Consider the following 23982-nt stretch of genomic DNA (forward strand, 5'->3'; position numbering starts at 1 on the left):
GACGAGGAGGTGGCGATCCCAGAACTCAACGCGGCATAATCAACAACAGCTGATCCGCACGGTGTCGAGAAACTCCACCACTCAGCGGGACGTCACCGATCAGACAGGCTGAGTCAGCCTCCAACGCACTCGCCACCCATCTGCTCGGTCTTGAGCTCCTGATGACGAATGAGACCTTTCACGCGCTGCCTGCAATTGTCATTGCACGGTCGATTGCCGAGATCAGCGCTACAGCTTCATGGATACTCAGCCCGGACTCCAGGTGGATAAGCGTACGGCGCGCGGCTACGCGGCACTCTTTCGATCGATTGAGAAAAGTACATCAGCGCTCCCGGATCAGACTGGCAGGGCGCGCGAGATGCTCATCGAGCATCTCGACGGCACCGGTGTCGTGGTCACACGAGGATACGACAAGGCGAAGTGCAAGCCGAAGCTGGAGGTCGCGCAAGTTGCCGTGGGGAACGCGTACGCCAAGACGAACTTCCAGTACACGCAGCGCATCCGCGAGCAGATCCCGTCGAGCGGCGGGATGTACTCAGTACTCTCCGGCATCGCCCACGGCGAGATGATTCCCGTATCCACCGCATGGGAGACACCCGACACGCTCGCCAGGGTGGTCGGAACGGTCGTCCACCAGTCCGTGAGCGCCTGGTCGCGAGCTGTACACGATTGGGTTGGTGTCACGCCTGCTCCATTCCTCAACCAGTCGGACATTGACGATCTGATTGCATCGATGCCGGAGGATTTCATTGCCGACTTCAGGACTAACACGGCTCACTAGAAGAAGAAGGCCGTCGGGGTGCGGGCGGCGTTGGAGTCGTCCGGCCTGGATCACGGGCTGATCAGCGTGCACGACAAGAGGCGCACGCTCGGGATGACTCCGGTGCCGTCGATCGCGGCATTGGCGCGGATCTTCCGCCAGGCCGGCGTCGCCCGGACGGAACCACGGAAGAAGCCGCGCGCCGCGTACCGGCGGTTCGTGTATCCGGCGCCGAACGCGTGCTGGCAGCTGGACGCGACCGAGTACGTCCTCGCCGGTGGCCGTAAGTGCGTGATCTTCCAGCTCATCGACGACCACTCCCGGTACGCGGTCGTCGCCTCCCACGCCGCCATCGGCGAGACCTCCCGCGACGCGATCCGCGTCGTCCGCAAGGCGATCGAGGCGCTCGGCGTCCCGCAACGACTGCTCTCCGACAACGGGGCCGCGCTGAACCCGTCACGGCGCGGCATCGTCGGGCAACTTGTCGCGTACGTCACCCAGCTCGGGGTCGAGCCGATCACCGGGAAGCCCTACAAGCCGACCACCCAAGGCAAGAACGAGCGATTCCACCAGACCCTGTTCCGCTATCTGGACAAGCAGCCCATCGCTGCGAACCTCCGCGAGCTGCAGGCTCAGATCGACGCGTTCGACCACATCTACAACACCCAACGCCCGCACCAGGCGCTGCCCGGCCGGATCACCCCACAGGCCGCGTGGGACGCGACCCCGAAAGCCGACCCGCCGAGACCGAAGCCGCTGCCGCCACGGACACGGAATGATCCGCCACCGCCAGCACCATCGCCGAACGGTCGCGTCCACGACGGGATCCGGGTCGCGACGGTCCACCCGAACGGATCGATCAAGGCCAGAGGCGTCACCTTCAACATCAGCTACCCCATGCGCGGCAAGGACGTGTCCGTCATCTACGAGGCTGCGGGACTCCTGATCTTCGACGACCACGGCACCCTCATCGCCGAGCACCGCTGGCCACCACCCGGCATCAAGTACGTCGGCAACGGCCGACCCCACGGCCCGAAGAAGAAGGAAACGTCACCGATGTCCTGACACAGGAAGCGTCACCGATGTCCTGACACAGAACTGTCACCCATGTCCTGAGACATCACAGGCCCACGTGCTCAGCACCATTGACCTCGGCTCGACCGATTTCACACAGGTTCAGATCAGCGGCCAATCCGATTTGATGCGATTTGAGCAGATTCGCCGTAGCAGGTCTGAGTTGATTTGTTCCCACGCCATGCTCAAGTGGACAGGGCGTTCTTCCTTCGTCCGGGGACCACGCGCATTCGCACGAAATTGCGACAGACCTCGGCGACCGGCATCAATGCGCTGCGCGGTAGCACTACGGGGTTAGCATCCACAGATGACAGCGGGTTCGACGGCGAATAGTTTGCCCGACGTCGATCGTGGCCGCAGCTTAATCTAGTTCCAGCATCGCCTCGTCTCAGCGTTCGCTGACGCGGCCGAACAGGCGTGCGATGGGGGCGAGCACCAGCGGACGCGCTGCCACCCAGCCGATCGCGACGATGACCATCGCCCCGACGAAGAACCAGAAGCCGACCCAGGTGTCACCGCCCTTCGCGGCGAACATGCTGTTCAGGTTGTGCAGCGCCCCGGTGGTCAGCACCAGCGTGACATGCCCGATGATGAACAGCACGAAGAACAGCATCGTCGGGAAGTGCACGGTCTCGAACACGAGGTCCAGCGCGTGGCACCTGCGCTCGCGCGGACTCTCACGGACGCGCTCATCGACGTGCTTGGAGGCGTCACAGCGATTCGCGCGTTCGGCAAGGGTGCGATCGTCGGAACAGGGGGCGAGATCGAACACGCAGCCGCGCTCATCCACACCCCATTCTTCGGCAACTTGTTCCGCGAGTTCCTGGACGGCGAGTCGATCATCTGCTTTGCCGACACTCGCGCAGAAGCCGGGGCCTCTCTCGTCGTTCCGGTCTGGCATAAGACCGTCGCCGCGACACGCGACTATTACCAGACCATCACGGCGCGGGTTGCCGACGGGCCCCGGCCCGATGAAATCGTGGTGGTTGCGGCAGCTTCTACGGGTCCGCGACCGCGCGCTCGCATCGGAGACCGCACCACCGACCCCGTCGTGCACGCGCAAGACATCGAGATTCTTCAAGGAGTGACCGCATGAATATCCGCAAAATCATCACCATCACCGAGAACACCCTCACAGAGGGCGGCCGCGCCGTCGACCCGCAACACCGTGTTGCCGTCGTCGCGGCGGTCATCGAGAACCCCTGGAAAGGCCAAGGGTTCGTTTCCGACCTCGGCCCCGGGATCGAGCAGAACGCCTCCGACCTGGGGGAGCTGCTCGCCCCGCGCGTGATGGCCGCACTCGGTTCGGCAGCGCAGGCGTACGGAAAGGCCGCGATCGTCGGGCTCGACGGCGAGATCGAGCATGGCTCGGCGCTGATCCATACGCTGAAGTTCGGCGATCACTTCCGTCGAGCGGCTAATGCCACCACGCTGCTGCCGGCGGTCGAGAAGCGTGCCGCCGCCGGCACCGTGTTCGACATCCCACTCAAGCACATCACGGATGCCACGATCCGCTCGCACCACCAGTCCATCGAGGTCCGTATTGCTGACGCACCGCATCCGGATGAGATCCTCATCGCGCTGGCCGCATCCACATCCGGACGGCCACAACAGCGGCTTGCCGCGCTGTCAACCGAAGGTCGCAAGTAGGCGTGAGAACAGTCGCGCTGCTGCATGGTGTCGGCCTGGACCCATCGATGTGGGCTCCAGTCGGCACGCTACTGCACGACCACGGGCTCACGGTCGTGACGCCGACCCTGCTCGGACACGGGACCAACCGTCATCTTGCGGCAGGATCGACGCTGGATGACTTGGTCGACGACGTCGCGAGCCATCTGGAATCCGCAACCCACATTGTGGGCTTCTCGTTAGGCGCCCTCGTCGCGCAGCGACTGGCGATATCACGGCCAGATCTGGTCGCGACCTTGACCTCAGTAAGCTCCGTGTTCGACCGGTCCCCGACCGAACGCGAAGCGGTATTGCGACGTCTGGCCATGGCGAGCCGTGATTTTCCATCCGCTGCCAGCGCCGCGATCGACCGGTGGTTTCCTGAAGACGCGGCCGGGCGCCGTCGAATTCCCGATGACCAAGTCGGCGACGTCCAGGCAGTACTTTTGGCCAATCACCTTGGTTCATACCTGGCGGCTTATCGGATCTTCGCGACCGCAGATGCTGATCTGTTTCCACAACTGTCGTCGATCCAGGTCCCCGCCCTAGCTGTCACGGGAGGCCTCGACCCCGGATCAACTGCCCGGATGACGCGCGGACTCGCGCGCACGATCCCGTCCTGCCGACCGGTGATCGTGGCCGGCGCCCACCACATGGTCCCGCTGGAGCGTCCAAGACAGCTTGCAGATCTGATCATCGATTTAATCAAGGAGCATGAACATGCCTGAGACAACGTACCAGCACTTCATCGGCGGCCAGCACGTCGAGCCGGCCAACGGTGAATATTTTGAGTCTACCAACCCTGCCACCCTCGAAGTGCTCTACCGGGCGGCCCGTGGTACGGCCGCCGATGTCGACCGTGCGGTCGCTGCCGCACGCCGCGCGTTCGAAAACCCTGCATGGGCCCACCTGAGCCAGACGGCGCGTGGTCATCTCCTGCGTCGTTTCGGCGATCTGATCGGCGAGCACGCCGACGAACTCGCAAATATCGAAAGCCGCGACAACGGCAAGTTGCTGCGCGAGATGCGCGGCCAGGCCGCGACACTGCCCGAGTACTACTACTACTACGCCGGACTGGCGGACAAGATTCAGGGCGACGTCATCCCCGCATCGGACTTCCGGATCCTCAACTACACGGTCCGCGAACCCATCGGCGTGGTGGGAGCCATCACACCGTGGAACTCCCCACTGACGCTGACCACGAGCAAGCTTGCACCGGCACTGGCAGCCGGCAACACGATCGTAATCAAGCCCTCCGAGTACACGTCGGCATCGATCGTGCGACTCGCGGAGCTCGCCACCGAAGCAGGAATCCCAGACGGCGTCGTCAACGTAGTAACCGGATTCGGAGCGGAGGCCGGCCAAGCGTTGGTCGATCACCACGACATCGCGAAAATCTCGTTCACCGGCAGCACCGGCACCGGTGCGAAGATCGGCGCTAGCGTGGCATCACGATTCGTGCGATCGACGCTCGAACTAGGCGGAAAGTCGCCCAACATCATCTTCCAGGATGCCGACCTCCAGAACGCGACCATGGGCGTCGTCGCAGGCGTCTTCGCAGCAGCCGGCCAGACATGCATCGCCGGCAGTCGGGTTTTCGTGCAGCGCTCCGTGTATGACGAGGTGTTGGAGCGGGTCACTGCGCGCGCACGCTCGATCGTGATCGGTGACCCGTTGCTGGATGCCACAGAACTGGGTCCGCTGGCCTTCGAGGCACAGTTCCACAAAGTCAACGGCTACGTCGATTCCGCCATCCGCGACGGCGCGACGGTAGCATCCGGCGGCGGTCGTCCCGACAACGGCATGCCCGGATGGTTCGTCCAGCCGACCGTGCTGACGGATGTTGAAAACGACATGCGTGTCGCCCAGGAGGAGATCTTCGGCCCGGTGGCAGCGTTGATGCCCTTCGACGACGAGGACGACGTCGTCCGCCTCGCCAACGACACTGACTACGGCCTTGCCGCGGGCGTCTGGACTCGCGACCTGGCACGTGCGCACCGGATGGCGCGCCGTCTGGAGGCCGGAACGATCTGGATCAACACCTACCGCGCAATGTCTCCACAGTCCCCACGGCAGGGCTTCAAGAACAGTGGCGTCGGTCTCGAGCACGGCATCGAGTCCATCCGCGAGTACACCCGCGTAAAGAGCGTCTGGGTGAACACCGACGAGTCCGAAGCCCCCGACCCGTTCATGATGCGGGGATGAGCAACTCGGCTCGCATGCCCGCGAGCGCGACGAAGAAATCGAAAAAGTGAGGACCATGACCCAGCGTCAAATGGGAGCAGTGCAGGGCCAGACCTTCCTCGTCGATCACCTGCGACAGCTCATCATGAACGGAGCATACGAGCCCGGCGCGGCACTGTCAGAAGCGCGCCTGTCGGCCGAATTTGGAGTGTCTCGCACCCCAGTGCGGGAGTGTTTGAAGCAGTTGCAGTCCGAGGGACTAGTGGAAATCCGGCCCAAGGTCGGTTCCTTCGTCCGCGTGACAACTCGCCGTGAAATCGTCGAGATGTTCCAGGTGAAAGAGGCGCTCGAGGGTATGGCAGCGCGCCTGATGGCGGGCCGGGGACGAACTCCGGAATTGGATGCTCTCGAAGAGAACGTGCTCTCCTCTGAACGCGCCGCGAAGGCGGGCAATCAAGACGATTATGCGCGGCTAGTCGGCGAATTCCATGAGACCCTCATTCTCGGCTCAGACAACACGAAGCTGGCCGGTCAGTATCGCATCCTCATGAACCAACTCGCATACCCACAGCTGGTGAACCGATCCTTGAGTCACCCCGGCCGCGTACAGCAGTCAACACGAGAACACCACAAGGTCTTCGAACTGATCCGCGACAAGGACGGCCACCGTGCCGAACAAGCAATGCGTGACCACGTCGTGTATGCATCCCGCGAGATCCTCTACAACGTGGGAGCCCCGGAGATGCGCCCGAAACCTTCCACGGAGCCCTCACCCGCGCGCTGATCTGGGGACTGTCAGAAAAACGGTGGATCTGGGACTGGCTTGACCGAAAGGTAAGGCAGTGACTCAGATGACCGAGATGATCGATCCTGTGACGGGAGAGATCATCGATGAACAGCAGGTCGCGCAGCAGTTGCTCGCGCAGGCGAAGGAACAGGGCGTCAGCCTCGTCGGGCCGGGAGGGTTGCTCGCGGGGTTGACGAAGACCGTGTTGGAGACCGCACTCGAGGTCGAGATGGCCGAGCACCTCGGCTATGAGAAGCACCAGGTAAGCGACAGTGGTAACGCCCGGAACGGGACGAGGTCCAAGACGGTGCTCACCGAGGTCGGTGCTGTGGAGATCGAGGTGCCGAGGGACCGGGACGGATCGTTTCAGCCGAAGATCGTGCGCAAGCGGCAGCGCCGGCTTGACGGGATCGACGAGATCGTCCTGTCGCTGACCGCCCGCGGCCTGACCACCGGTGAGGTCGCCGCGCACTTCGACGACGTCTACGGCGCCTCGGTGTCCAAGGACACGATCTCGAAGATCACCGACAAGGTGATCGAAGAGATGACCGAGTGGCAGAACCGCCCGCTGGATCGGGTCTACCCGGTCGTTTCCAGTCATCGTTGCGAATCCTGATGAGGGAGAGTTGCGATGCCGAGGTATGCGCCGAACAAGATCCCGGGTGAGGTCAAGCGCCGATATTTCGAGTTGATTCGGCAGGGGCTGAGTGGTTCGGGTGCCGTTGCGAGAGTCCTCGCTGTCACTGACCGTGTGCTTCTCATACCCGAGGTGCTCGGCCATCTCGACCTCGAGCGCGGTCTCCAATACGGTCTTCGTCAACCCCGCGAGCATCCCTCCCGGCCCGACGAGACTGACGCCCTGCTCCTCCGCCTGCGCGAGCAACTGCCCGGCGATCTGCTGCTCATCGATGATCTCTCCCGTCACAGGACCGATCATCTCGGTCATCTCAGTCATTGCCTTACCTTTCGGTCAGACCAGTCCCAGATCCACCGTTCCCCGACAGTCCCGGGCCGAGCGACGCGCCGCCTCTCCGGCTTCGCAACGCATGCCTGCCCTAGAACGGGTAGTCGGCGATGTCTCTCTGCACGGTGACCCATTGCGTCTCGGTGAACGTATCCAGGTTCGCGTGCGGCCCGCCGAAGCGTCCACCAACTCCCGAGGCCTTCATTCCGCCGAAGGGGATGGATGCTTCGTCGTCGACGGTCGCGTCGTTGATGTGGATGGCGCCCGACTCGATGCGGTCGGCCAGCTCGTATGCCCGGTATGCGTTGCCGGTGAGGATCGACACCGACAGACCGTACTCGCTGCGGTTAATGATCTCGATCGCCTCGTCGATGTCGTCGTAGACGAGGACTGGTGCGACCGGTCCGAAGATCTCCTCGGTCCAGGCGCGGTTCTCCTCGCCGACGTCGGCGAGGACCGTCGGCTGAAAGAACGGACCGTCATGAGTGCCACCGGCCACGAGCGTCGCGCCCTGCGCGACTGCGGCCTGCACGACGTCGTCGATGTGGGCGAGCTGGCTGTCGTCGATGATGGGGCCGAGCGCATTGTCGCCGTCCCGGCCATCGCCTACACGCAGCGCCCGCGCCTTCTCTGCCAGCAGACGGACGTACTCGTCGGCGATCGACCGGTGCACAAGGTGGCGTCCGGTACTCATGCAGATCTGGCCCTGGTGCAGGTACGACCCCCACGCTGCGACGGACGCCGCCTTCGCGACGTCCGCGTCGGGCAGCACGAGCTGGGCATTGTTGCCGCCGAGTTCGAGGTGCACTCGCTTGAGCAGGGGCGCGGCGGATGCCGCGACCCGGCGACCTGCGGCGGTCGATCCGGTGAACGAGATCGTGGAGATCTGCGGATGCTGCACGATGGCCTCGCCGACATCACCGCCGCCGGGGAGCACATGCAGCACGCCCTGCGGGAGGCCCGCTTCTTCGAACAGTGCGGCCAAGGCCAGTCCACCTGAGATCGCGGTGCGGGGGTCCGGCTTCAGGATGACCGCGTTGCCGAGTGCGAGCGCCGGGGCGACCGACCGCATGGAGAGGATGCCGGGGAAGTTGAACGGCGAGATCACCCCGACGATGCCCACGGGTACCCGGCGGGCGAGCGACAGCCGCGGCTTCATCGAGCGCAGTATCTCACCGTAGGGATGGGATGCCAGGGCGGCGGATTCCTGCAGCTCGGTGGTGACGAGCATGGCCTCGAAACCGGCCTTGCCCTGGGTCGAGCCGGCCTCGTCGACGAGCGGATCGATCAGACGCGCGGAATTGTCCTGCAGCAGCTGTGCCGCCTTCAGCAGTATGGCGGCGCGTGCCGGGTAAGGCTGTGCGCCCCACTCCCGTTGCGCGGCAACGGCGATGGTGACGGCGCGGTCGACGTCTGCGGGACTGGCACCCGCGACGGTGGCGATAAGGCGCCCGGTGGCCGGGGCGCGTACGGCGATCTCAGCGCCTGTGCCGTCGGTCCATCCGTCGATGAACAGCTTGCCCTCCCACAGGGGAGTCTGGTTCTCGGTCATGGTCATCGTCGACGTGTCCTTTCTGGTCTCGAGGCTGGTCAGTTTTCCAGCTCAAGGACGATCTCTTTCAGGGTGGTGGTGTACGCGGTGATGTCGTCTTCGGTCATCGGAACCGAGAGGGAGAACTCGCCGCGGTGAACGGGGAAGAAGCCGCGGATAGCAAGCTCGAGGGAGATGATTTGCGTAGTTTCCGCGTCGAGGCCGCGCCAGTAGTCGCGGTGATTGCGCAGCGTCAGCCCGGGGTGATTGAGATACCCGTAGGCGAGGTGCGAAAATCCCTTCCCGTAGATCGCGAAAGGACTATTGCGGGCGGTGCTCCACTCGTTGAGCTCGGTCTGGATTCGCTGCGCCTGGGTGTTCAGTCTCGTGAAGGCGTCCTCGTCCATGGCGGTCAAGCACGCGATGCCAGCCACCAGCGCGAGCTTGTGTCCGTGGTGTGTGCCGGAAATCGTGACGGTGCCGTTCTCGAGCACGCTCATGACGTCCTTCGAGCCGCCCACCGCACCAAGGGGCATCCCGCCGCCGATGATCTTGCCCATCACCGTCAGATCGGGACTGACCCCGTAGACGCCCTGCAACCCATGGAATCCGGCGCGCAGGCTGATCGTCTCATCGAAGATCAGGATGATTCCGAGCTCGGATGTGATCTCGCGGAGCATCTCGACGAATCCTTGATCGAGGACGACCAGGCCGCCCGCGCCGCTTTGCAGCTCGACGATCACTCCGGCGATCTCTGCGGCGTGCGCGCGCAGGATGCGCTCGGTGCCTTCCCTGTCGTTCTGGGTGAGGATGACCGCATTGTCTATGTCGGCCTGCGGGATGCCGCCGCTGTCGCGGATCGGCTGCGGATCGGCATCCGTGCCGCCCTCGTCGTCGGGGCCGGTGTGGGAGGAGATGTGCAGCGGGTCGCTGAAGCCGTGGTAACCGCCCTCGAACTTGGCGATCTTCGTGCGACCGGTGAAGGCGCGCGCGATCCGGATAGCGCTCATGCACGACTCGGTGGCCGAGCACGAGAACTGCACCTTCTCGACAGACGGGATGCGGTCCACCAGGATCTGCGCGAGCTGCAGCTCCATGGGACTCGGGTTGCCGAAGGAGATCCCACTCGGAATCGCGTCGATCAGCGCCGACGTGATCGCCGGGTGATTGTGACCGAGCACGTTTACCGTGAAATTGTTGTTCAGGTCAAGCAGACGATGACCGTCGACCGTGACGATGTGCGAGCCATCCCCGTTGCTGACGAACACCGCGTGCGGGCCGAAGTTGAACGAATTCCGGCTGTAGCCGCCGGGAATCAGTCTCTTGCCGTGACGGGTCATCTCGGCGGAGACGGCGAACTTCGTCGAGAAGTCCTTCACGCTCTTTTCGAGGCTCAATTTCGACATGGGTTCTCTTTCCGTACCGGCAACGACATGGAGGGCTCATCTGCGGTCCGCTCGAGGCGCGACCGTGCACCCGCATTCATCGTGGGTCGATGCGACATCCCCTGGCAACGGCCGATCCGCGATCGTGCGATCGCGTCAGCAGATTAGGCCCACGGCCCGGGATCCCTCGGCAAGCCGAGGGATCCCGACTATCCACTACCCGGCGGGGCCCAGGCGAACCGCCCCGGGGATGAGATGCAGATACTGGTCGACGATGCCAGAGGCAACCTCGCGGAAGCGGGAAGCCGCATCATCACCGTCCGCCGATGCCACCGAGACAATGGCAAGACTGGACAACTCGGCATCCGTCAACGGGATGAAACGCACGCCGGGATGCGGAAACATTGCCGCGGCGGTGGCCGGGTAGGTGTCGACAGCATGGCCATACGCGACGGCAGCGAGACTCTCGGGCACGGATCTCACTTCGCCGCCGACGCGGCTCAGGCCACCGCGCTCGTCATCGAACGACCAATAGGAGCGCCAGTCCACCGGCGCGCCTTCGGCGGCCACGGCGAAGGGCCTGTCGATCAAGTCCTCCACACTGAGACTGGCCGCCGACGCAAGCTCATCGTCGGCCGGTACGACAGCCACCCGCGGCTCCGCATACAGCGGCTCGACGTGCAATGACGCGTCGGTGACGGGCAACCGAAGGAGAGCGACATCCACGTCGCCGTTGCGCACGGCATCCAGCTGATTGACCATCGACAGCTCCACATACTGGAGCTCGACATCGACCGCAGCGTCGCGGAACGCGGAGAAGATCAGGTGCGTCAACGGGCCGGCACCCTCGGCGAACGTGCCCACGCGCAAGCGCCGCAGTGTGCCGCGGGCAACGTCCCGGGCACCGGACACGGCCGACCCGAGGGCGGCGAGGGTCTGCTCGACCTCCTTCAGGAACACCGCACCAGCCGGTGTGAGCGAGACGTGGTGACTGGAACGCTCGAACAACCGGAAACCCAGCTCCGTCTCCAACGACTGGATCTGGGTACTGATCACGGACTGCGAGACGAACTCCTTCGCGGCCGCACGCCCGAAGTGCAACGTCTCGGCGACCCGGACGAAATACCGCAGTTGTCGCAGTTCCATCTCGCCTCCAGGCTGGCGATCTGCCCAAGCAATCGCGCGATTGCGAATCCATCGTTGACCAGCGAAACGCCGTATTTGACGATGATACGACGCGCACCCGAACGCGCGATGTCTGTGCCGCACCGCCGCAGCCGACAAAATGAGGAGCGCAAAGATGTCCCATACCCCCGTCGAATCCACCCGTGAGCCCCGCGTCGCGGACGAGCAGCATGGGACGACGCTGAAGAAAGGTTCACTCGGCGTACCGGCGATCATCTTCTTCGTCGTCGCCACGGCCGCACCCCTCGCGGCCGTCCTCGGCGCGGGTCCCGTCGTATTCACCTTCGCGGGCGCCGGCGGGCCGGCGATGTATGTCATCGCAGCGATCGTCTTGCTGCTGTTCGCGATCGGGTTCGCCGCGATGAGTCGGCACGTCACCAGTGCCGGTGGGTTCGCCGCGTTCGCCGCCAAGGGCCTGGGGCGGTACGCCGGATACATCTTCGCCGGCGTGGCCGTAATCTCCTATGCCGGGATGCTCATCGGTCTGTTCGGTCAGCTTGCCGTCTTCACGGCGGACCTGTTCTCCAGCGTTCTGGGATGGGATGTGCCTTGGCAGGTCGTCGCGTTCGCCGGCGTCGTGCTGGTGGGCGCGTTCGGCTACCTCGACGTCCAGCTGTCGGCCTCGGTGCTGGGAGTCTTCATGATCCTCGAGGTACTGATCCTCGTGGTGTTTGACATCGCGGTCTTCGCGTCCGGCGGCCAGTCGGGCGTCAACCTGGAGGCCTTCACCCCGGCGAACGTCTTCACCCCACAGATGGGCGCGGGGCTCCTGTTCGCGTTCTCCTGCTTCGTCGGGTTCGAAGCCACCGTGATCTATGGGGAGGAAGCCAAGCGTCCGCGACGGACGATCCCCCGCGCCACCTACGGCTCCATCCTCATCATCGGCGTCATCTACACCGCAACGATGTGGGCGCTCGGACTCGCGTATGGGTCGGGGAACGTGCAGCATGCCGCGACCAGCGACCCCGTCAACTTCGTGTTCGCCGCCAACACAAAGTACGTCGGCGAGTGGTCGACCACGATCATGCACATCCTCGTGGTGACCAGCCTGGTCGCGGTGCTGCTCGCCTTCCACAACACGCTCGCCCGCTACCTGTTCTCCCTGGGCCGCGCCGGGTTCCTCCCCCGGTCTTTGGGGCACACGCATCGCAGATTCCAGAGTCCGAGTACCGCCAGCATCGTCTTGACGATCGTGACCGCGGTGGTTCTGGGCGTGTTCGTCCTCGCACAAGCGGATCCGTTCCAGACGATCTACCTGTGGCTGGTCGGCGTCGGCACGCTGGGCGTCCTGCTTCTGCAGGCCGCGGGCGCGGCATCCGTCGTCGGGTTCTTCGCCCGGCATCCGAACAAGCGCGCGAGCAGGTGGGCGAGTTTCATCGCACCCGCCCTGGGCGGCTTGGGCCTCATAGCCGCACTCGTCCTGGCGGTGGTCAACTTCCCACTGCTCACCGGGGTGACCGAAGGCCCCGCGACCCTGCTTCCCGTCCTCATGCTCGCCGCGGCAGCCGTCGGTCTCCTGATCGGCGCCGTACGGTCACGCGGCGGCAAGGAAGTGGACCTCTCGACGGGCATCATCACCCTAGAAGACGCCGCACTCGAAGAATCCGGATCCGACTGATAGAGCAGCGAGGATGGGGTGGCCCAACCGATAGTCCGAGCGATCTCAGCACGCATCGAGCCCATGGCTTCCGACGTACCCGATGATGCCAGCCAGCACCCATGTCCCTAGAGCATCGACGGGTCACGTACGTTCCGAGCGTCAAGGGGTATCGCGTATCTGGGTATGCGTCGCCAGATGACCGAGCATTGTCAGGGGTGACGGTGGGAAATTGACCATCCGTCAAAAACGCAGGTCAGCGTTTCTAGAAAAGATACACTGACCTGGGGTTTTGGCGGTGACGGTGGGATTTGAACTATTCTGCACAACGCCCTGTTCGACCGGGTTGAGCTCGGCTTGGTTGATTTCACGCGGGTTCAGATCAGCACACAATCCAGTTCGGTGTGGTTGAGTGCGCTCGGCCGTCGTACGTCTCCAATGAATTGTTCCCACGACGTGCGCACGGAACCGTCCGGCCCGAACGAGCGTTGACGTGACAAACAACCGTACTCAACTTCGACGAACAGGTTAAAGGCGACGAGAACGTCATGATAGGGGTGCGTGCCACGGCCCGCCGACAAGCAGTGCGGCTTCGCGGGCGATGATCGCCCGATCGGTCACGATCCCTGGCCTACCCCGACCGAATCCAGCCCTGCCTCTAGAAACCGAGCGACGCCGCCTTACACAAAACACTTGACAGGCTCTCTTCGACCAACCCGACACCGAGCATGTCTTCGCCCAGTTCCACGAGGTCGTGCGGATGCTGACCCGCTCGCATCCGAAGATCGCGGACATGCTCGAGGACGCGAAAGACGACATCTTCGCGTTCTGCGGATTCCCGCAGCAGCACTGGCGACAGATCTGGTCCACGAACCCGCTGGAACGGGTCGACAAGGAGATCAAACGCCGCACCGACGTCGTCGGCACGTTCCCCAACCCCGCCGCTCTCCTGCGCCTGGTAGGTCACGTCCTCATCGAACAACACGACGAATGGGACGGCGCCGACCGCCGCTACTTCTCCGAGCACTCCATGAAACTCCTCACCGCGAACGAGGAGAAGGTGGCGATCCCGGAACTCAACGCGGCATAATCAACACAGCTGATCCCGCACGGTGTCGAGAAACTCCACCACACAACGGGACGTCACCTGACGGCTTATCCGGAAAGGACCTGACAACGACCTCCCTTCGCGCAGTCAAAGGTGGCGAAATGATGCGCGCGGGAACACCGACTTGCGAGTAACGCGTAGGAACGGACCGCGTCAGAAATGGGCGGGGCGAGTCGCCATCTTCTACACCGCCGACGCTGACGCCCGCTGCGAGCTTGGAACGCTATCCCGTAACCCACCTAATGACGCCTGCTGCGATCCACGCGACCCCAAAGACAATCGGGACCGAGTTCCATGGCCACATCCAGTCGCCAACTCTCGTCTTCGCCCAGTGGGGAAGATCTGTCCAACGAGTTCCACATACGTCAGGCTCACCACCGGCGGCGTCCACGGCATAATTGTCCCACCGCTCGATGAGGTGACCCACAGCGGTCGGCCCAAGGACCAGGATGAACCGGAACATCATGCACAATAAGATTCCGAGGGGTGCTAACACGAAGGAGACGAGTGCGCGGTCTTTGTCCCAGGCAAACGCTAAGGAAGCGAACAGTAATCCTTGCGACGCGATTAGCCAACCCATCCTTTGATTTGTGAGATGGTCTTCATGTCGGATCATTGTCCGAATGACCTCCGCGACATGCGCGACGTGAGGATCTTCCTCCATTTGGCTAGTTTGGCACAGCCGGGAGCGGCCGGATGACGAGGTGATGCAGTTGCGGCGAGAGAACGCCCGGCTGCACCGGGCGACCGAGATCGATCTCGCACTTGTCAAAGGATGTCCTTCACGTTCTCCGAGAATCTGGTCACGTAGTCGGGCAGGTTCGCGGCCAGGTTTTCCGAGTCGCCCAGCGCCGTCTTCAGGTCGAACCTCGCCTCATTCCTGAACGAGTAGGCGTGGTCGGCCTTGTGGCGCAGCAGCGACGGGCGCACTGGGGTGCCGTCGGTTACGGCCTGCTCGACCCACTGCGAACACCGCCTGCTTGGTCGGCGCGAGCACCGCATCCAGGCGGCGCAGCACCGTGAACCGCAGAATGATGTCGCCATACTGGTGGGCCTTGAAGCTGCCATGCGGCAGATCCGCGATCGACCAGATGAACGTGGCATGGTTATTGCTCAACCCGCGAGCCGCGAGTGACACTCGAGAAGCCACCTTCAGCGTGGCTGCTGTGGCGCTGATCCTGGCGCTACAGTCCGACGAGCTCGCGCGCGAGAAGCCCCACCGGACAACCCAGCTGAAGACGGCCGCGAAACGCATCGGAATGAGCCTCGACATCACGCGACCCGATGGCACAGCTCTTGCGCCACGTTGACGCGAGTGCCGGGCCAAGATCCGCTCGAGCCCGCGTACCTTCAGCCGCACGCGCTCCGATCTCACCAGGCCGGCAGTTTCCCGCCGCGCCAGCGGTGACCCGCGGCAACCCCTCCCGCTCGCTCGCGGCCCAGCTCACGGTAGCCTTCCGGCAGTAACACCTCGGGGTCACCCTCGTTGGTGAACAACAAGTCCCACCGATTCTCGTACCGCTAACACGCCAGCTCGGAGGCGACGAGATGGGGACCCTGCCTGCGGGTGCCGCCACATCGAATGAGACCGGATTACCAATTCCTGGTACATTCGAGGTATGGCTCAAAACACGTCGATCAGCCTCGATGACCACTTCGTCGACTTCCTCGCCCGCGAGGTCAGGGCAGGGCGCTACCGCTCTGCCAGCGAGGTCGTGCGGACAGGTCTGCGGCTGCTGGAGGACCAGGAGACGCAGATGACGGCTCTTCGCGCGGCCCTCGTCGACGGCGAGGCCAGCGGTGCACCGGAAGACTTCGACTTCGACGCCTTCATCACCGCGAAGAAGTCGTGAGCTCGTTCCGTCTCACTCCCGCGGCGGTCCGGGACCTCTCCTCGATCTGGGACTTCACAGCGCAACGCTGGGACGCTCGTCAGGCCGAGAGCTACGTGACCGAGATCCGATCCGCGATCGAGCGGGTCGCGGCTGATCCCGAGCGCGGGCGCACGTGCGACGAGATACGCGAGGGCTACCGCCGGTATGGCATCGGCAGCCACCTGATCTTCTACGTCGAGAGCGCCCACGGCGTAGACGTGATCCGCATCCTGCACCAGCGCATGGACCCGACCCGGCACCTCTGACCGGCGGACCTCCGTGCCATGGTTCATGCTGATCCGGTGGGGGACGTACGACTTTCTACACGGCTTGAGACCACTGCCTACCGAGCTGCCATGGAGTGGTCGACGCACCCCCATGCGGGGTGGGTGCCATATGCGGTCCGCGCTCTCATCGAAGACGCGGTCAGCCACGCAGCTGAGCGGGAGGCGGTCGCCGGCCGGGCGCGCAGCATCTACAACAGCCTGCGCGCATCCGGCGAAGCGCCAGTGGACACCGCCGCGCCCAGCTTGGAAGATCACCTGGCGGGAGCGTCAGCGCTGAAGGAGGCTGCGTACACTGAACGCCGGCTGGCCCTCATCGCAGCGAAGGAACGAACGGCCAACCAGGTCGAGCTGGAGCGGCAGGGAGTTCGAGAGCGGGCGCGCACTGCCAACGCCGACGCCCGGGCTGCCGCTGACAATGCCCGAGACGCCGATCGTCGGCAGCAGCAGCTCAAACGTCGAGCCGAGTTGGGTCATACGCACCGTGGGAGATGACGGCATCGGCGTGGACTCTGAGCGGTACGTCGCGCAGGTACCTTCCCGCCGGTCCCACTCGCGGTCGTATTCCGCATGCCAGCGCTTGACGTCGGGGTCCTTGCGCTTCTCGTGCTGCTTGTGTGCGATCTCTTCTCGATGCGCGTCGCGGTACGCGCGAGTCCACTTGGCCTGGCCTTCCGGTTCCAGCCGCCGGCGCTCTTTCGCGCGGGCGGCGATCACTTCCTTGTTGCGGACGTAGTACTCACGGGAGATCTCCCGCCGGCGCTCCCGGTGCTGCCGTTCCCACCTGCGGCCGCGCTCGGCCACATCCTCGGGGTGCGCTGCCGCCCACGCCCGTGACCGTTGGCGCGACTTCGCCTGCGTCACCTCGGCTGCCGCCCGCTCGGCTGCGGCTCGGAGCCGCCGCTCCGCGCAGCGATAGCGGAACTGTGACACGGAGGGAAGACTGAGGAGGTGAAGATCGACGTGCCTCCCCCGGAGGCCCCGTGACTTGGCACGACGCCACAACACCCATCGGCGCCGTGCTGCGTATCGTGCCGCAGTTCCATGTCACCGCCGAAGACGAGCAGACCGGACTCGGCAACACCCTGAGAGTCGAGAGTACGACTCCGAAGCCGGCCGGTTCATCGTCCGCGAGGCCGCGACCTGGTCACTGGCCGGCGGTGAGATCACCGCCAACGAGCTACGGCAGGTGCGGGTCGTCGACATCATGCAGCACGCGGGAGATCCTCGGGATGGCGCTCGGCGACGCCGAGACCACGGACTTCTGGACCGAGTTCCTCCGCGGCCTGCGTGAGCGAGGGCTGAAGGTCGCGACCGACGCTGACCCGCTCGGCGTCGTGCTGGTCACCAATGACGCGCACGCCGGCCTGAAAGCCGCCGTCAAGGCGATCCTGCCCGGATCCGGGTGGCAAAGATGCCGGGTCCACTTCGCCCGCAACGTCACCCAGAAGATCGGCTCCGCACGCTCCAAGCCGGTCAACGCGCTGATCTCGACGATCTTCGCGCAGACCACGACGGAGGCCGTGCTCGCCCAATACCAGGCCGTCACTGACAGCCTCCGCGGCTCATTCCCGGAGATCGCCGCCATGCTCGAGGCCGCCGGGCCCGACCTCACCGCGTTTGCACCGCTGCCGCGGGAACACTGGCAGAAAGTCTGGTCGAACAACCCGATCGAGCGCCTCAACCGCGAGATCAAACGCCGCGCCGACGTCCTGCAGGTCTTCCCCGACCGCGACTCCGTCACCCGCCTCATCGGCGCCGTCCTGCAAGAGCAGCACGAGGAATGGTCCTACGGCGAACGCCGCTACTTCTCTGACATCTCGATGCGCAAGCTCGTCCACATCCTGCACGAACACACCGAACCCGCCCACCCCGAGCTCTACCTCACCGCCTGACTCCTACCCATCAGCAGCAACCGGAGTGACACCACACCACGGGACTTGACCGGACATGCTCGCCACAGCGAATCCATTCGGCTTGTCCAGGATTGCGCCCAGCCCGATGCGCAGACCTCAGGGGAGGCCGGGCTCTGCCGTTTCCCACGACGTTCGCGGCATCGACCTCACGCACAACGTGTTCACCGGGGGTTGTGGACCCGACGCCGCAGAAAATCGGTGGTCTGATTCCCTGTGCGGCTGATGCGACCCGGCAGCGACAGCGACGTGGTCGAAGCCGTCCCGCATCGCACACGGCGACGGCTGTCGCCGGCGCTACAGAATCCGCGAGAGGAACTCCTGCGTGCGCGGATGGGTCGGGTTGGCCAGCATCTCGCGAGGATTTCCGGTCTCCAGGATCCGCCCGTCGTCGACGAAGACGAGGTCGTCACCGACTTCTCGCGCGAACCCGATCTCGTGCGTGACCACGACCATCGTCATGCCCTCGCGAGCGAGGTTCTTCATAACCTCCAGCACCTCGCCAACCAGCTCGGGGTCCAGTGCGCTGGTCGGCTCGTCGAATAGCATCAGCTTGGGTTGCATCGCCAGCGCTCGGGCGATCGCGACGCGCTGCTGCTGCCCACCCGAGAGCGTCCTGGGATAGGCGTTCACCTTCGCACTCAGCCCCACCCGGTCCAGCAGTCCCAGCGCGCGTTCGGTGGCGACGGATTTGGACTCCTTGAGCACACCGACCGGCGCTTCGATCAGGTTCTGCAGCACGGTCATGTGCGGAAAGAGGTTGAAACGCTGGAACACCATTCCGATCTTCGATCGCCGCCTCTGGATGTCGCGCTCGCGCAGCTCGCGCAGATAGGTTCCTTCATCCTCGTAGCCGACCATCTGGCCGTCGACGTACAGCTCGCCCGCGTCGATCTTCTCCAGATGATTGATGCAGCGCAGAAAGGTCGACTTGCCGGACCCGGAAGGGCCGATGATGCAGGTCACGTTGCCCGCCGGAACCGTGAGCGACATCCCCTTGAGCACTTCGACGCGGTCGAATCGCTTGTGGATGTCCACCGCTTGGACCATTGCCGTCGTCATCAGTGGTTTCCCTTCACCGTCGGGCCCTGATCCTGCGCCGGGACGTGCGCCCTCCACAGACCGGTCCGAAGCCAGGCGAACAGCCCCTGCGATGTCGACCGGGACGTCCCGCGGGCGAACTTCTTCTCCAGGAAGTACTGGCCGATCGACAACAGCGTCGTCACGACGATGTACCAGATGCTCGCGGTGATCAACAGCGGAATCGTCTGGAACGTGCGCGAAGCGATGTTCTCCGCCGCGTAGAGCAGCTCGGTGACCGCGATGACACTGACCAGCGATGTGGTCTTCAGCATCCCGATCATCTCGTTGCCCGTCGGGGGAATGATCACGCGCATGGCCTGGGGGAGGACGATTCGGCGGATGGCCCGGCCACTGGACATTCCGAGCGAGTGGGCAGCCTCCATCTGCCCTTCGTCCACGGACAGCAGACCCGCGCGCACGATCTCGGCCATGTATGCGCCCTCGTTCAGCGACAGTGCCAGCAACCCTGCGGTCATCGGCGTGATGAGCGTGTTGGCGTCGAGTGTCGCGATGGGCGGGAGGAACGGGATGCCGATCTTGAAGGTGGGGTACAACGCCGCCAGATTGAACCAGAAGACGATCTGCACCAGTACCGGGGTCCCGCGGAAGAACCAGACGTACAGCTTGCTCGCCGCGGTGACGATGGGCGTCTGCGACAGCTGCATGACCGCGAGGATCATGCCGAGCGCTATCCCCACAGCCATCGAAATGATCGTGAGCTGGATGGTCATCAAGAGGCCATCCAGGATCTGGGGCGAGAAGAAGTACTGCGCGAAAACATCCCACTGGAACCGTGGATTCGTGAGCACGGATTGCAGCGCGAGGATCGCGAGGATGATGAGGATAACGCTTGCGGTCCACCGGATGGGGTGCCGGACGGGTTTGACCGGCTTGGCCGTCGGCGCAGCACCCGCGCCGACGGCCGTGCCAGGCTCAGCTGATTGCGCCATTGATTCCCGACTTCTCGATCGAGTTGAGCTTGTCCAGACCCCACTTGGTCAGGATCTTCTTGTAGGTGCCGTTGTCGATCAGCTTCTGGACGCCCGCTTCCAGAGCCTTGGCGAGTTGCATGTTGTCCTTGCGCACGGGGATCCCCAGGATGCTTCCGGCGGAGTAGGTGGCCGTCATGTCGAACTGGCCCTTGGCCTGGGTCATGATGAAGGCCCCCGACCCGGCGGTGACCATCGCGACATCGGCGCGGTTGCTGCGCAGGGCGAGGACGGCGTCGTCCTGACTCTGAAACTCCATGACCTTCGGCGCCTGCTTGCCGTCGGCGGTGCACTTCGTCGCCTGACCGGTCGCGTCGTCGGCCATCGTGGTCGCCGACTGCACGGCGACGTTTAGACCGCAGATGTCCGGCAGCGTCATCGGGTGATGCTTGGCGTCGGCGGTCACCAGGAACGTACCCGCGTTGCGCATGTAGTCGACGAAGGTGACCGCGGCTTCACGCTCCTTGCGGTCAGCCATGCCCGACAGGCCGAGATCGTATTTGCCGCTGGACAGACCGGGAATGATGTTCACCTGGGCCACGGGCTGCAGTCGGAACTGGATTCCCATCAACTCTCCGAGTGCCTTGGCGATGTCGGGGTCGGAGCCGAGAATCGTCTTTCCGTCGGTGTCGTAGAACTCGAACGGCGGGTAGGGCACATCCGACGCGACGGTCAGGTAGCCGGCCTTCTTGACGGCGTCGGGCAGCATCGCCCGGATCGAGGCGTCGACGTTCGCCGACGATGCGCCGCCGTCGGACGACGTCGGTGATGCGGACGGCGTGCTGCAGCCGGTGATGACCATGGCGGCTGACAGCGCGATCACCGCTGTGGCCGCCAGGCGGGGAACTATTCCGCGGAACCACGTGCTCAACCGCGTTGAGCACGACTTGGTTGATTTCACGCAGGTTCAGATCGGCTGCCAGCCTGGTTGCATTCGATGCGAGCGGGTTCGTCGCCAAGCGTCTGAATTGATTTGTTCCCCCGACATGTGTTCCTTCAGTGCCGCCACGCTCGGACAGCACACCGATGAAAATTCGCATAAAGCTACCGCAGCGTCGACCAAGGTCACGAGATTGGGGCAAGCAGCATCATGGCCGCCCCGCGCGTCAGCGCCGTCGTCGGCGGCAGCGCCGTAGTGTTCACCACGAGCGGCGCCTGTGGGCGAGTGGGTGCGTAAGTAACGCCGACGTCAGCGACGACGCCGGCCCTCAGGAGGGTTCGGCTCGCTGGAAGGTGTTCTGCGCCTTCAACTGATCGCGCGCTGCCTGCCGCGCCTCGTTGCGCGCACCGCTATCCGCCTCGTGCAGCGCGCGGCTTTTGCTCCGGAACAGAGCAGGCCGATGGGGGCTGAACTCTCCGCGCAGTGCGGGTTCATCGGGCGAGATCCACGCGCGCAGGTCGCCGAAGGGGGTGACCCTCAGGTATAGAGCGCGACCATCGGGGAGACGCGGCTGCCACCTCGTCTTCCCGGTGGGTGACTCCCACTTGACCACCGATGAATCGACCATCACCCTGCCCCGTTCGAATCATGTTGCCTCCGCGACGCGCAACAATCTCACTATGGCAGGCGGCCGTGACGTCAGCAGGGTGCGCGGCTTCGCCAGTGACAAGTGGCCTCACGGCCGCCGCGCCAGCGTGCCCGCATCCTGATCCTTTTCCAGCGCTCGTCACTGGCCATCGCCGCCACGGACCACTGAACGTCCGAGGTTCCTTGCCGCTTCTGGATGCCAAGAGATCCTCCCGTGCGGGGCGAGCGTTTTCGGGTGTCACGAGGAAGCTAATTGTCCAGGTCATCGAGAGGAAGCTGGTCCTGGTTACGTGAATTCTCAGGAACGGGTTTGTCGGCGCTGCGACGATTACGGGTCTTGGAAGGGAAGCCGGTCCCGCGTCCGTACGTGACGCTTGGCCCTCGTGTCGCTTCTGAGGTCTTCACGAGAATCTTGCGCTCGACGAGATCGGCCAGCACGCGCGAGGCACTGATGGTGTCAAGGTCGAGGAGAATCCGCACCATCCGTGCATTGATCGTTCCGGTCTCATGCACGAGTTCGATGATCTTGCGGTCGAGCTGGTCGGTGGTGCGCCGACGGTATGCGACAGCGGGACCAAGAGCCGCAAGGGCGTCTTCCCGAAGACGGTACTTCGGATACGCACGCCGAGCGGTCTCGCGGGTTGGCTCAAGCAGGCGAATCTCGTCTCCACTCAGGCGCGCGAGCACGGACTGGGCCTCATCGATCGCGGGCTTCTGAAGAAGCGGAGTCAGGTCTTCGGCCGCGACTGTCTTTCGGGTCAGGAGGGTGAGAAGGATCACCATGGTGTCGGCATCCGCGGCTTCCTCCGGTGGCAACGTGGCAACGTATCTCGCCAGTGTGGTGTTCGGCGCCCCGCCCAGCAGCGTGACCTCCACCCTGGTGGAGTCGGCCGCGTACCTCGGTGGTTCGTGACCGACCCGAGCCATCTCCGCATACATGCGGTCGACACCCGATCCTGCAGTCTCCGCCAGGCCCAGCATCCGCATGGCCCCAGCGAGATTTGTGTTTCGTGTACGGGATGACGTGGTCAGCACGTTGTCCACGTTCACGCCCGGGACGAATCCTCCGGGGGACGACACTCGCAGCTGTGTCACGGTGTGTTCGACGGCGGTGCGCTCCATGCTGAAGTACTCGCGGTGCATGAGCCCGTTGACGACCGCCTCCCGGACAGCGGGCTCCGGAAGATCGGCGATGTGGAGCTGTTGACCTTTGCCGATCGAGACCGGGGTGGTCTCAAGCCGCGCGTCGATCAGATCGAAGACTCGCTGAAGAGCGACAACCAGCGGGCCGGTGAGCTGCTCATTGGCGGTCAACTGGCCCGCGGGCGTCCGCCTGTGGGTGTACGAGATCAGCACGGTTCGTTCATACGCGCGCGTGAACAGCAGGGCGCCGGCATTGGTGAGCGTCTGGTCTTCAAGGACCACTCCTACCGCCCGCAGGAGATCAATGTCGCTGGCCTCAGCGACACGCCGCTTACTGGGATCGTTCGACCGGACCAACATCTCGCGAGCAACCTGCATCGCAACCGCATCGACCTCGGAGACGGGAACCCCACTCGAATGGATGCTCCAGTCCCGGCCCGTCTTCTGCGCGGTGACGGCCGCGATCCGCTCCGTGGTCATCGGCAGGCACCGATCCGCAACGCGTTCCGTGGGAATCTTGCCATTCGCGCTGTGCACCTGCGTGCTGTTCGGAACGGTCAGCACGAGCACCCCACCATGTAGCGCGGCCCTCACCTCCGTCTCTACAAGGAGAGGCGGCTGTGTGATCTCGTAGATGCGCAACCGCGTCTTCTCCGGATCAAGCTTGGTCCCCACGAATGCCTCGGCACCCGTTCTCTTGTCGTCCACCCCGACGACGACGGTGCCCCCCGCTGCGTTTGCGAGACACGCGACCGCTTCAGCGATGTTCGCCAGATCATCCTTCACAGACCGTCCGTCGGTCTTGAACTCCAGGACAAGCGACTCGCTCAAACCCGCCGAGTAGGAGCCGTCTGCTATGCGTGCGAGCGCATCATCCACTGCATCCATCGAGGACTCCTTCCCCGGTCACCAGCCACGATGCGAC

Annotated in this window: 23 protein-coding genes and 4 pseudogenes; 14 read left to right on the forward strand and 13 right to left on the reverse strand. The window is 64.2% G+C overall.

From position 1 onward, the window contains the following. Nucleotides 1–358 precede the first annotated feature (358 nt). Both ABD705_RS15045 and ABD705_RS15050 read left to right on the forward strand, forming a co-directional pair. Complete coding sequence (locus ABD705_RS15045) at nt 359–781, forward strand: hypothetical protein (RefSeq protein ID WP_344785146.1); 423 nt, start codon at nt 359–361, stop codon at nt 779–781. A gap of 18 nt (nt 782–799) precedes the next feature. Beyond that, the gene (locus tag ABD705_RS15050) at nt 800–1825 is read left to right on the forward strand and encodes an integrase core domain-containing protein (protein ID WP_425562095.1); all 1026 of its coding nucleotides are present in this window, start codon (nt 800–802) and stop codon (nt 1823–1825) included. Nucleotides 1826–2222: 397 nt separating this feature from the next. On the opposite strand, the gene ABD705_RS15055 is transcribed toward ABD705_RS15050, so the two are convergent. Next, nucleotides 2223–2435: a hypothetical protein gene (locus ABD705_RS15055; RefSeq protein ID WP_344785045.1), complete on the reverse strand. Its 213-nt coding sequence runs from the start codon at nt 2433–2435 to the stop codon at nt 2223–2225. Here ABD705_RS15055 and ABD705_RS15060 point away from each other — a divergent pair. The 6 genes and pseudogenes from ABD705_RS15060 to ABD705_RS15085 all read left to right on the forward strand — a co-directional run. Further along, nucleotides 2415–2930 (forward strand): amino acid synthesis family protein, encoded by a 516-nt coding sequence (locus ABD705_RS15060; RefSeq protein ID WP_344785047.1) that lies wholly within the window; start codon nt 2415–2417, stop codon nt 2928–2930. The genes ABD705_RS15055 and ABD705_RS15060 overlap by 21 nt on opposite strands. Beyond that, nucleotides 2927–3484 (forward strand): amino acid synthesis family protein, encoded by a 558-nt coding sequence (locus ABD705_RS15065; protein WP_344785049.1) that lies wholly within the window; start codon nt 2927–2929, stop codon nt 3482–3484. Before ABD705_RS15060 ends, ABD705_RS15065 begins: the two co-directional genes overlap by 4 nt. Before the next feature lie 2 nt (nt 3485–3486). Beyond that, entirely contained in the window at nt 3487–4230 is a 744-nt protein-coding gene (locus tag ABD705_RS15070) for an alpha/beta fold hydrolase (RefSeq protein WP_344785051.1), read from the forward strand. Further along, complete coding sequence (locus ABD705_RS15075; protein WP_344785054.1) at nt 4223–5707, forward strand: aldehyde dehydrogenase; 1485 nt, start codon at nt 4223–4225, stop codon at nt 5705–5707. The genes ABD705_RS15070 and ABD705_RS15075 overlap by 8 nt, the downstream gene beginning before the upstream one ends. Nucleotides 5708–5762: 55 nt before the next feature. Continuing rightward, the gene (locus ABD705_RS15080; protein ID WP_344785056.1) at nt 5763–6470 is read left to right on the forward strand and encodes a GntR family transcriptional regulator; all 708 of its coding nucleotides are present in this window, start codon (nt 5763–5765) and stop codon (nt 6468–6470) included. Between the two features lie 76 nt (nt 6471–6546). After that, nucleotides 6547–7065: pseudogene (locus tag ABD705_RS15085) on the forward strand (transposase); the annotation flags it as partial. Nucleotides 7066–7236: 171 nt separating this feature from the next. On the opposite strand, the pseudogene ABD705_RS15090 reads toward ABD705_RS15085, so the two are convergent. From ABD705_RS15090 to ABD705_RS15105, 4 genes and pseudogenes are all read right to left on the reverse strand, one after another. Beyond that, nucleotides 7237–7428: pseudogene (locus ABD705_RS15090) on the reverse strand (IS256 family transposase); the annotation flags it as partial. Nucleotides 7429–7528: 100 nt separating this feature from the next. Then, complete coding sequence (locus ABD705_RS15095; RefSeq protein ID WP_344785058.1) at nt 7529–8995, reverse strand: aldehyde dehydrogenase family protein; 1467 nt, start codon at nt 8993–8995, stop codon at nt 7529–7531. Between the two features lie 32 nt (nt 8996–9027). Continuing rightward, on the reverse strand, nt 9028–10374 hold the full coding sequence (locus ABD705_RS15100; RefSeq protein ID WP_344785060.1) for an aspartate aminotransferase family protein: 1347 nt from the start codon (nt 10372–10374) through the stop codon (nt 9028–9030). 195 nt (nt 10375–10569) lie between these two features. Next, nucleotides 10570–11679 (reverse strand): LysR family transcriptional regulator, encoded by a 1110-nt coding sequence (locus ABD705_RS15105; RefSeq protein WP_344785062.1) that lies wholly within the window; start codon nt 11677–11679, stop codon nt 10570–10572. Between ABD705_RS15105 and ABD705_RS15110 the strand changes: the two genes are divergently transcribed. Then, the gene (locus ABD705_RS15110; protein WP_344785064.1) at nt 11654–13156 is read left to right on the forward strand and encodes an APC family permease; all 1503 of its coding nucleotides are present in this window, start codon (nt 11654–11656) and stop codon (nt 13154–13156) included. The two genes, ABD705_RS15105 and ABD705_RS15110, sit on opposite strands and share 26 nt — an antisense overlap. Before the next feature lie 676 nt (nt 13157–13832). After that, nucleotides 13833–14225 (forward strand): annotated as a pseudogene (locus ABD705_RS15115) (transposase); the annotation flags it as partial. Between the two features lie 786 nt (nt 14226–15011). Here the strand turns inward: ABD705_RS15115 and ABD705_RS15120 are convergent. Then, nucleotides 15012–15173 (reverse strand): hypothetical protein, encoded by a 162-nt coding sequence (locus ABD705_RS15120; protein WP_344785148.1) that lies wholly within the window; start codon nt 15171–15173, stop codon nt 15012–15014. Continuing rightward, nucleotides 15118–15393, reverse strand: coding sequence for a type I restriction-modification system subunit M N-terminal domain-containing protein (locus tag ABD705_RS15125; protein ID WP_344785144.1), 276 nt, complete (start codon nt 15391–15393; stop codon nt 15118–15120). The genes ABD705_RS15120 and ABD705_RS15125 overlap by 56 nt, the downstream gene beginning before the upstream one ends. 16 nt (nt 15394–15409) lie before the next feature. Here ABD705_RS15125 and ABD705_RS15130 point away from each other — a divergent pair, with 16 nt between their 5' ends. From ABD705_RS15130 to ABD705_RS15140, 3 genes are all read left to right on the forward strand, one after another. Beyond that, nucleotides 15410–15553 (forward strand): hypothetical protein, encoded by a 144-nt coding sequence (locus ABD705_RS15130; RefSeq protein ID WP_344785150.1) that lies wholly within the window; start codon nt 15410–15412, stop codon nt 15551–15553. Between the two features lie 309 nt (nt 15554–15862). Continuing rightward, the gene (locus ABD705_RS15135) at nt 15863–16096 is read left to right on the forward strand and encodes a type II toxin-antitoxin system ParD family antitoxin (protein WP_344785066.1); all 234 of its coding nucleotides are present in this window, start codon (nt 15863–15865) and stop codon (nt 16094–16096) included. Next, on the forward strand, nt 16093–16383 hold the full coding sequence (locus ABD705_RS15140) for a type II toxin-antitoxin system RelE/ParE family toxin (RefSeq protein ID WP_344785068.1): 291 nt from the start codon (nt 16093–16095) through the stop codon (nt 16381–16383). Before ABD705_RS15135 ends, ABD705_RS15140 begins: the two co-directional genes overlap by 4 nt. 288 nt (nt 16384–16671) lie before the next feature. Here ABD705_RS15140 and ABD705_RS15145 read toward each other — a convergent pair whose 3' ends face one another. Continuing rightward, entirely contained in the window at nt 16672–17334 is a 663-nt protein-coding gene (locus tag ABD705_RS15145; RefSeq protein ID WP_344785070.1) for a hypothetical protein, read from the reverse strand. A 269-nt stretch (nt 17335–17603) separates the two neighbouring features. On the opposite strand from ABD705_RS15145, the pseudogene ABD705_RS15150 reads away from it, so the two are divergent. After that, a pseudogene (locus ABD705_RS15150) lies at nt 17604–18296 on the forward strand (IS256 family transposase); the annotation flags it as partial. A 315-nt stretch (nt 18297–18611) separates the two neighbouring features. Here ABD705_RS15150 and ABD705_RS15155 read toward each other — a convergent pair. From ABD705_RS15155 to ABD705_RS15175, 5 genes are all read right to left on the reverse strand, one after another. Then, complete coding sequence (locus tag ABD705_RS15155) at nt 18612–19376, reverse strand: amino acid ABC transporter ATP-binding protein (RefSeq protein ID WP_344785072.1); 765 nt, start codon at nt 19374–19376, stop codon at nt 18612–18614. Next, nucleotides 19376–20347: an amino acid ABC transporter permease gene (locus ABD705_RS15160; protein WP_344785074.1), complete on the reverse strand. Its 972-nt coding sequence runs from the start codon at nt 20345–20347 to the stop codon at nt 19376–19378. Before ABD705_RS15160 ends, ABD705_RS15155 begins: the two co-directional genes overlap by 1 nt. Beyond that, complete coding sequence (locus ABD705_RS15165; protein ID WP_344785076.1) at nt 20331–21209, reverse strand: ABC transporter substrate-binding protein; 879 nt, start codon at nt 21207–21209, stop codon at nt 20331–20333. The genes ABD705_RS15160 and ABD705_RS15165 overlap by 17 nt, the downstream gene beginning before the upstream one ends. A gap of 385 nt (nt 21210–21594) precedes the next feature. After that, the gene (locus ABD705_RS15170) at nt 21595–21894 is read right to left on the reverse strand and encodes a hypothetical protein (protein WP_344785079.1); all 300 of its coding nucleotides are present in this window, start codon (nt 21892–21894) and stop codon (nt 21595–21597) included. 269 nt (nt 21895–22163) lie between these two features. Beyond that, the gene (locus ABD705_RS15175; RefSeq protein WP_344785081.1) at nt 22164–23945 is read right to left on the reverse strand and encodes an ATP-binding protein; all 1782 of its coding nucleotides are present in this window, start codon (nt 23943–23945) and stop codon (nt 22164–22166) included. Between the last annotated feature and the right edge of the window lie 37 nt (nt 23946–23982).

The organism is Microbacterium kribbense (assembly GCF_039537285.1).
Taxonomy (GTDB): Bacteria; Actinomycetota; Actinomycetes; order Actinomycetales; family Microbacteriaceae; genus Microbacterium; species Microbacterium kribbense.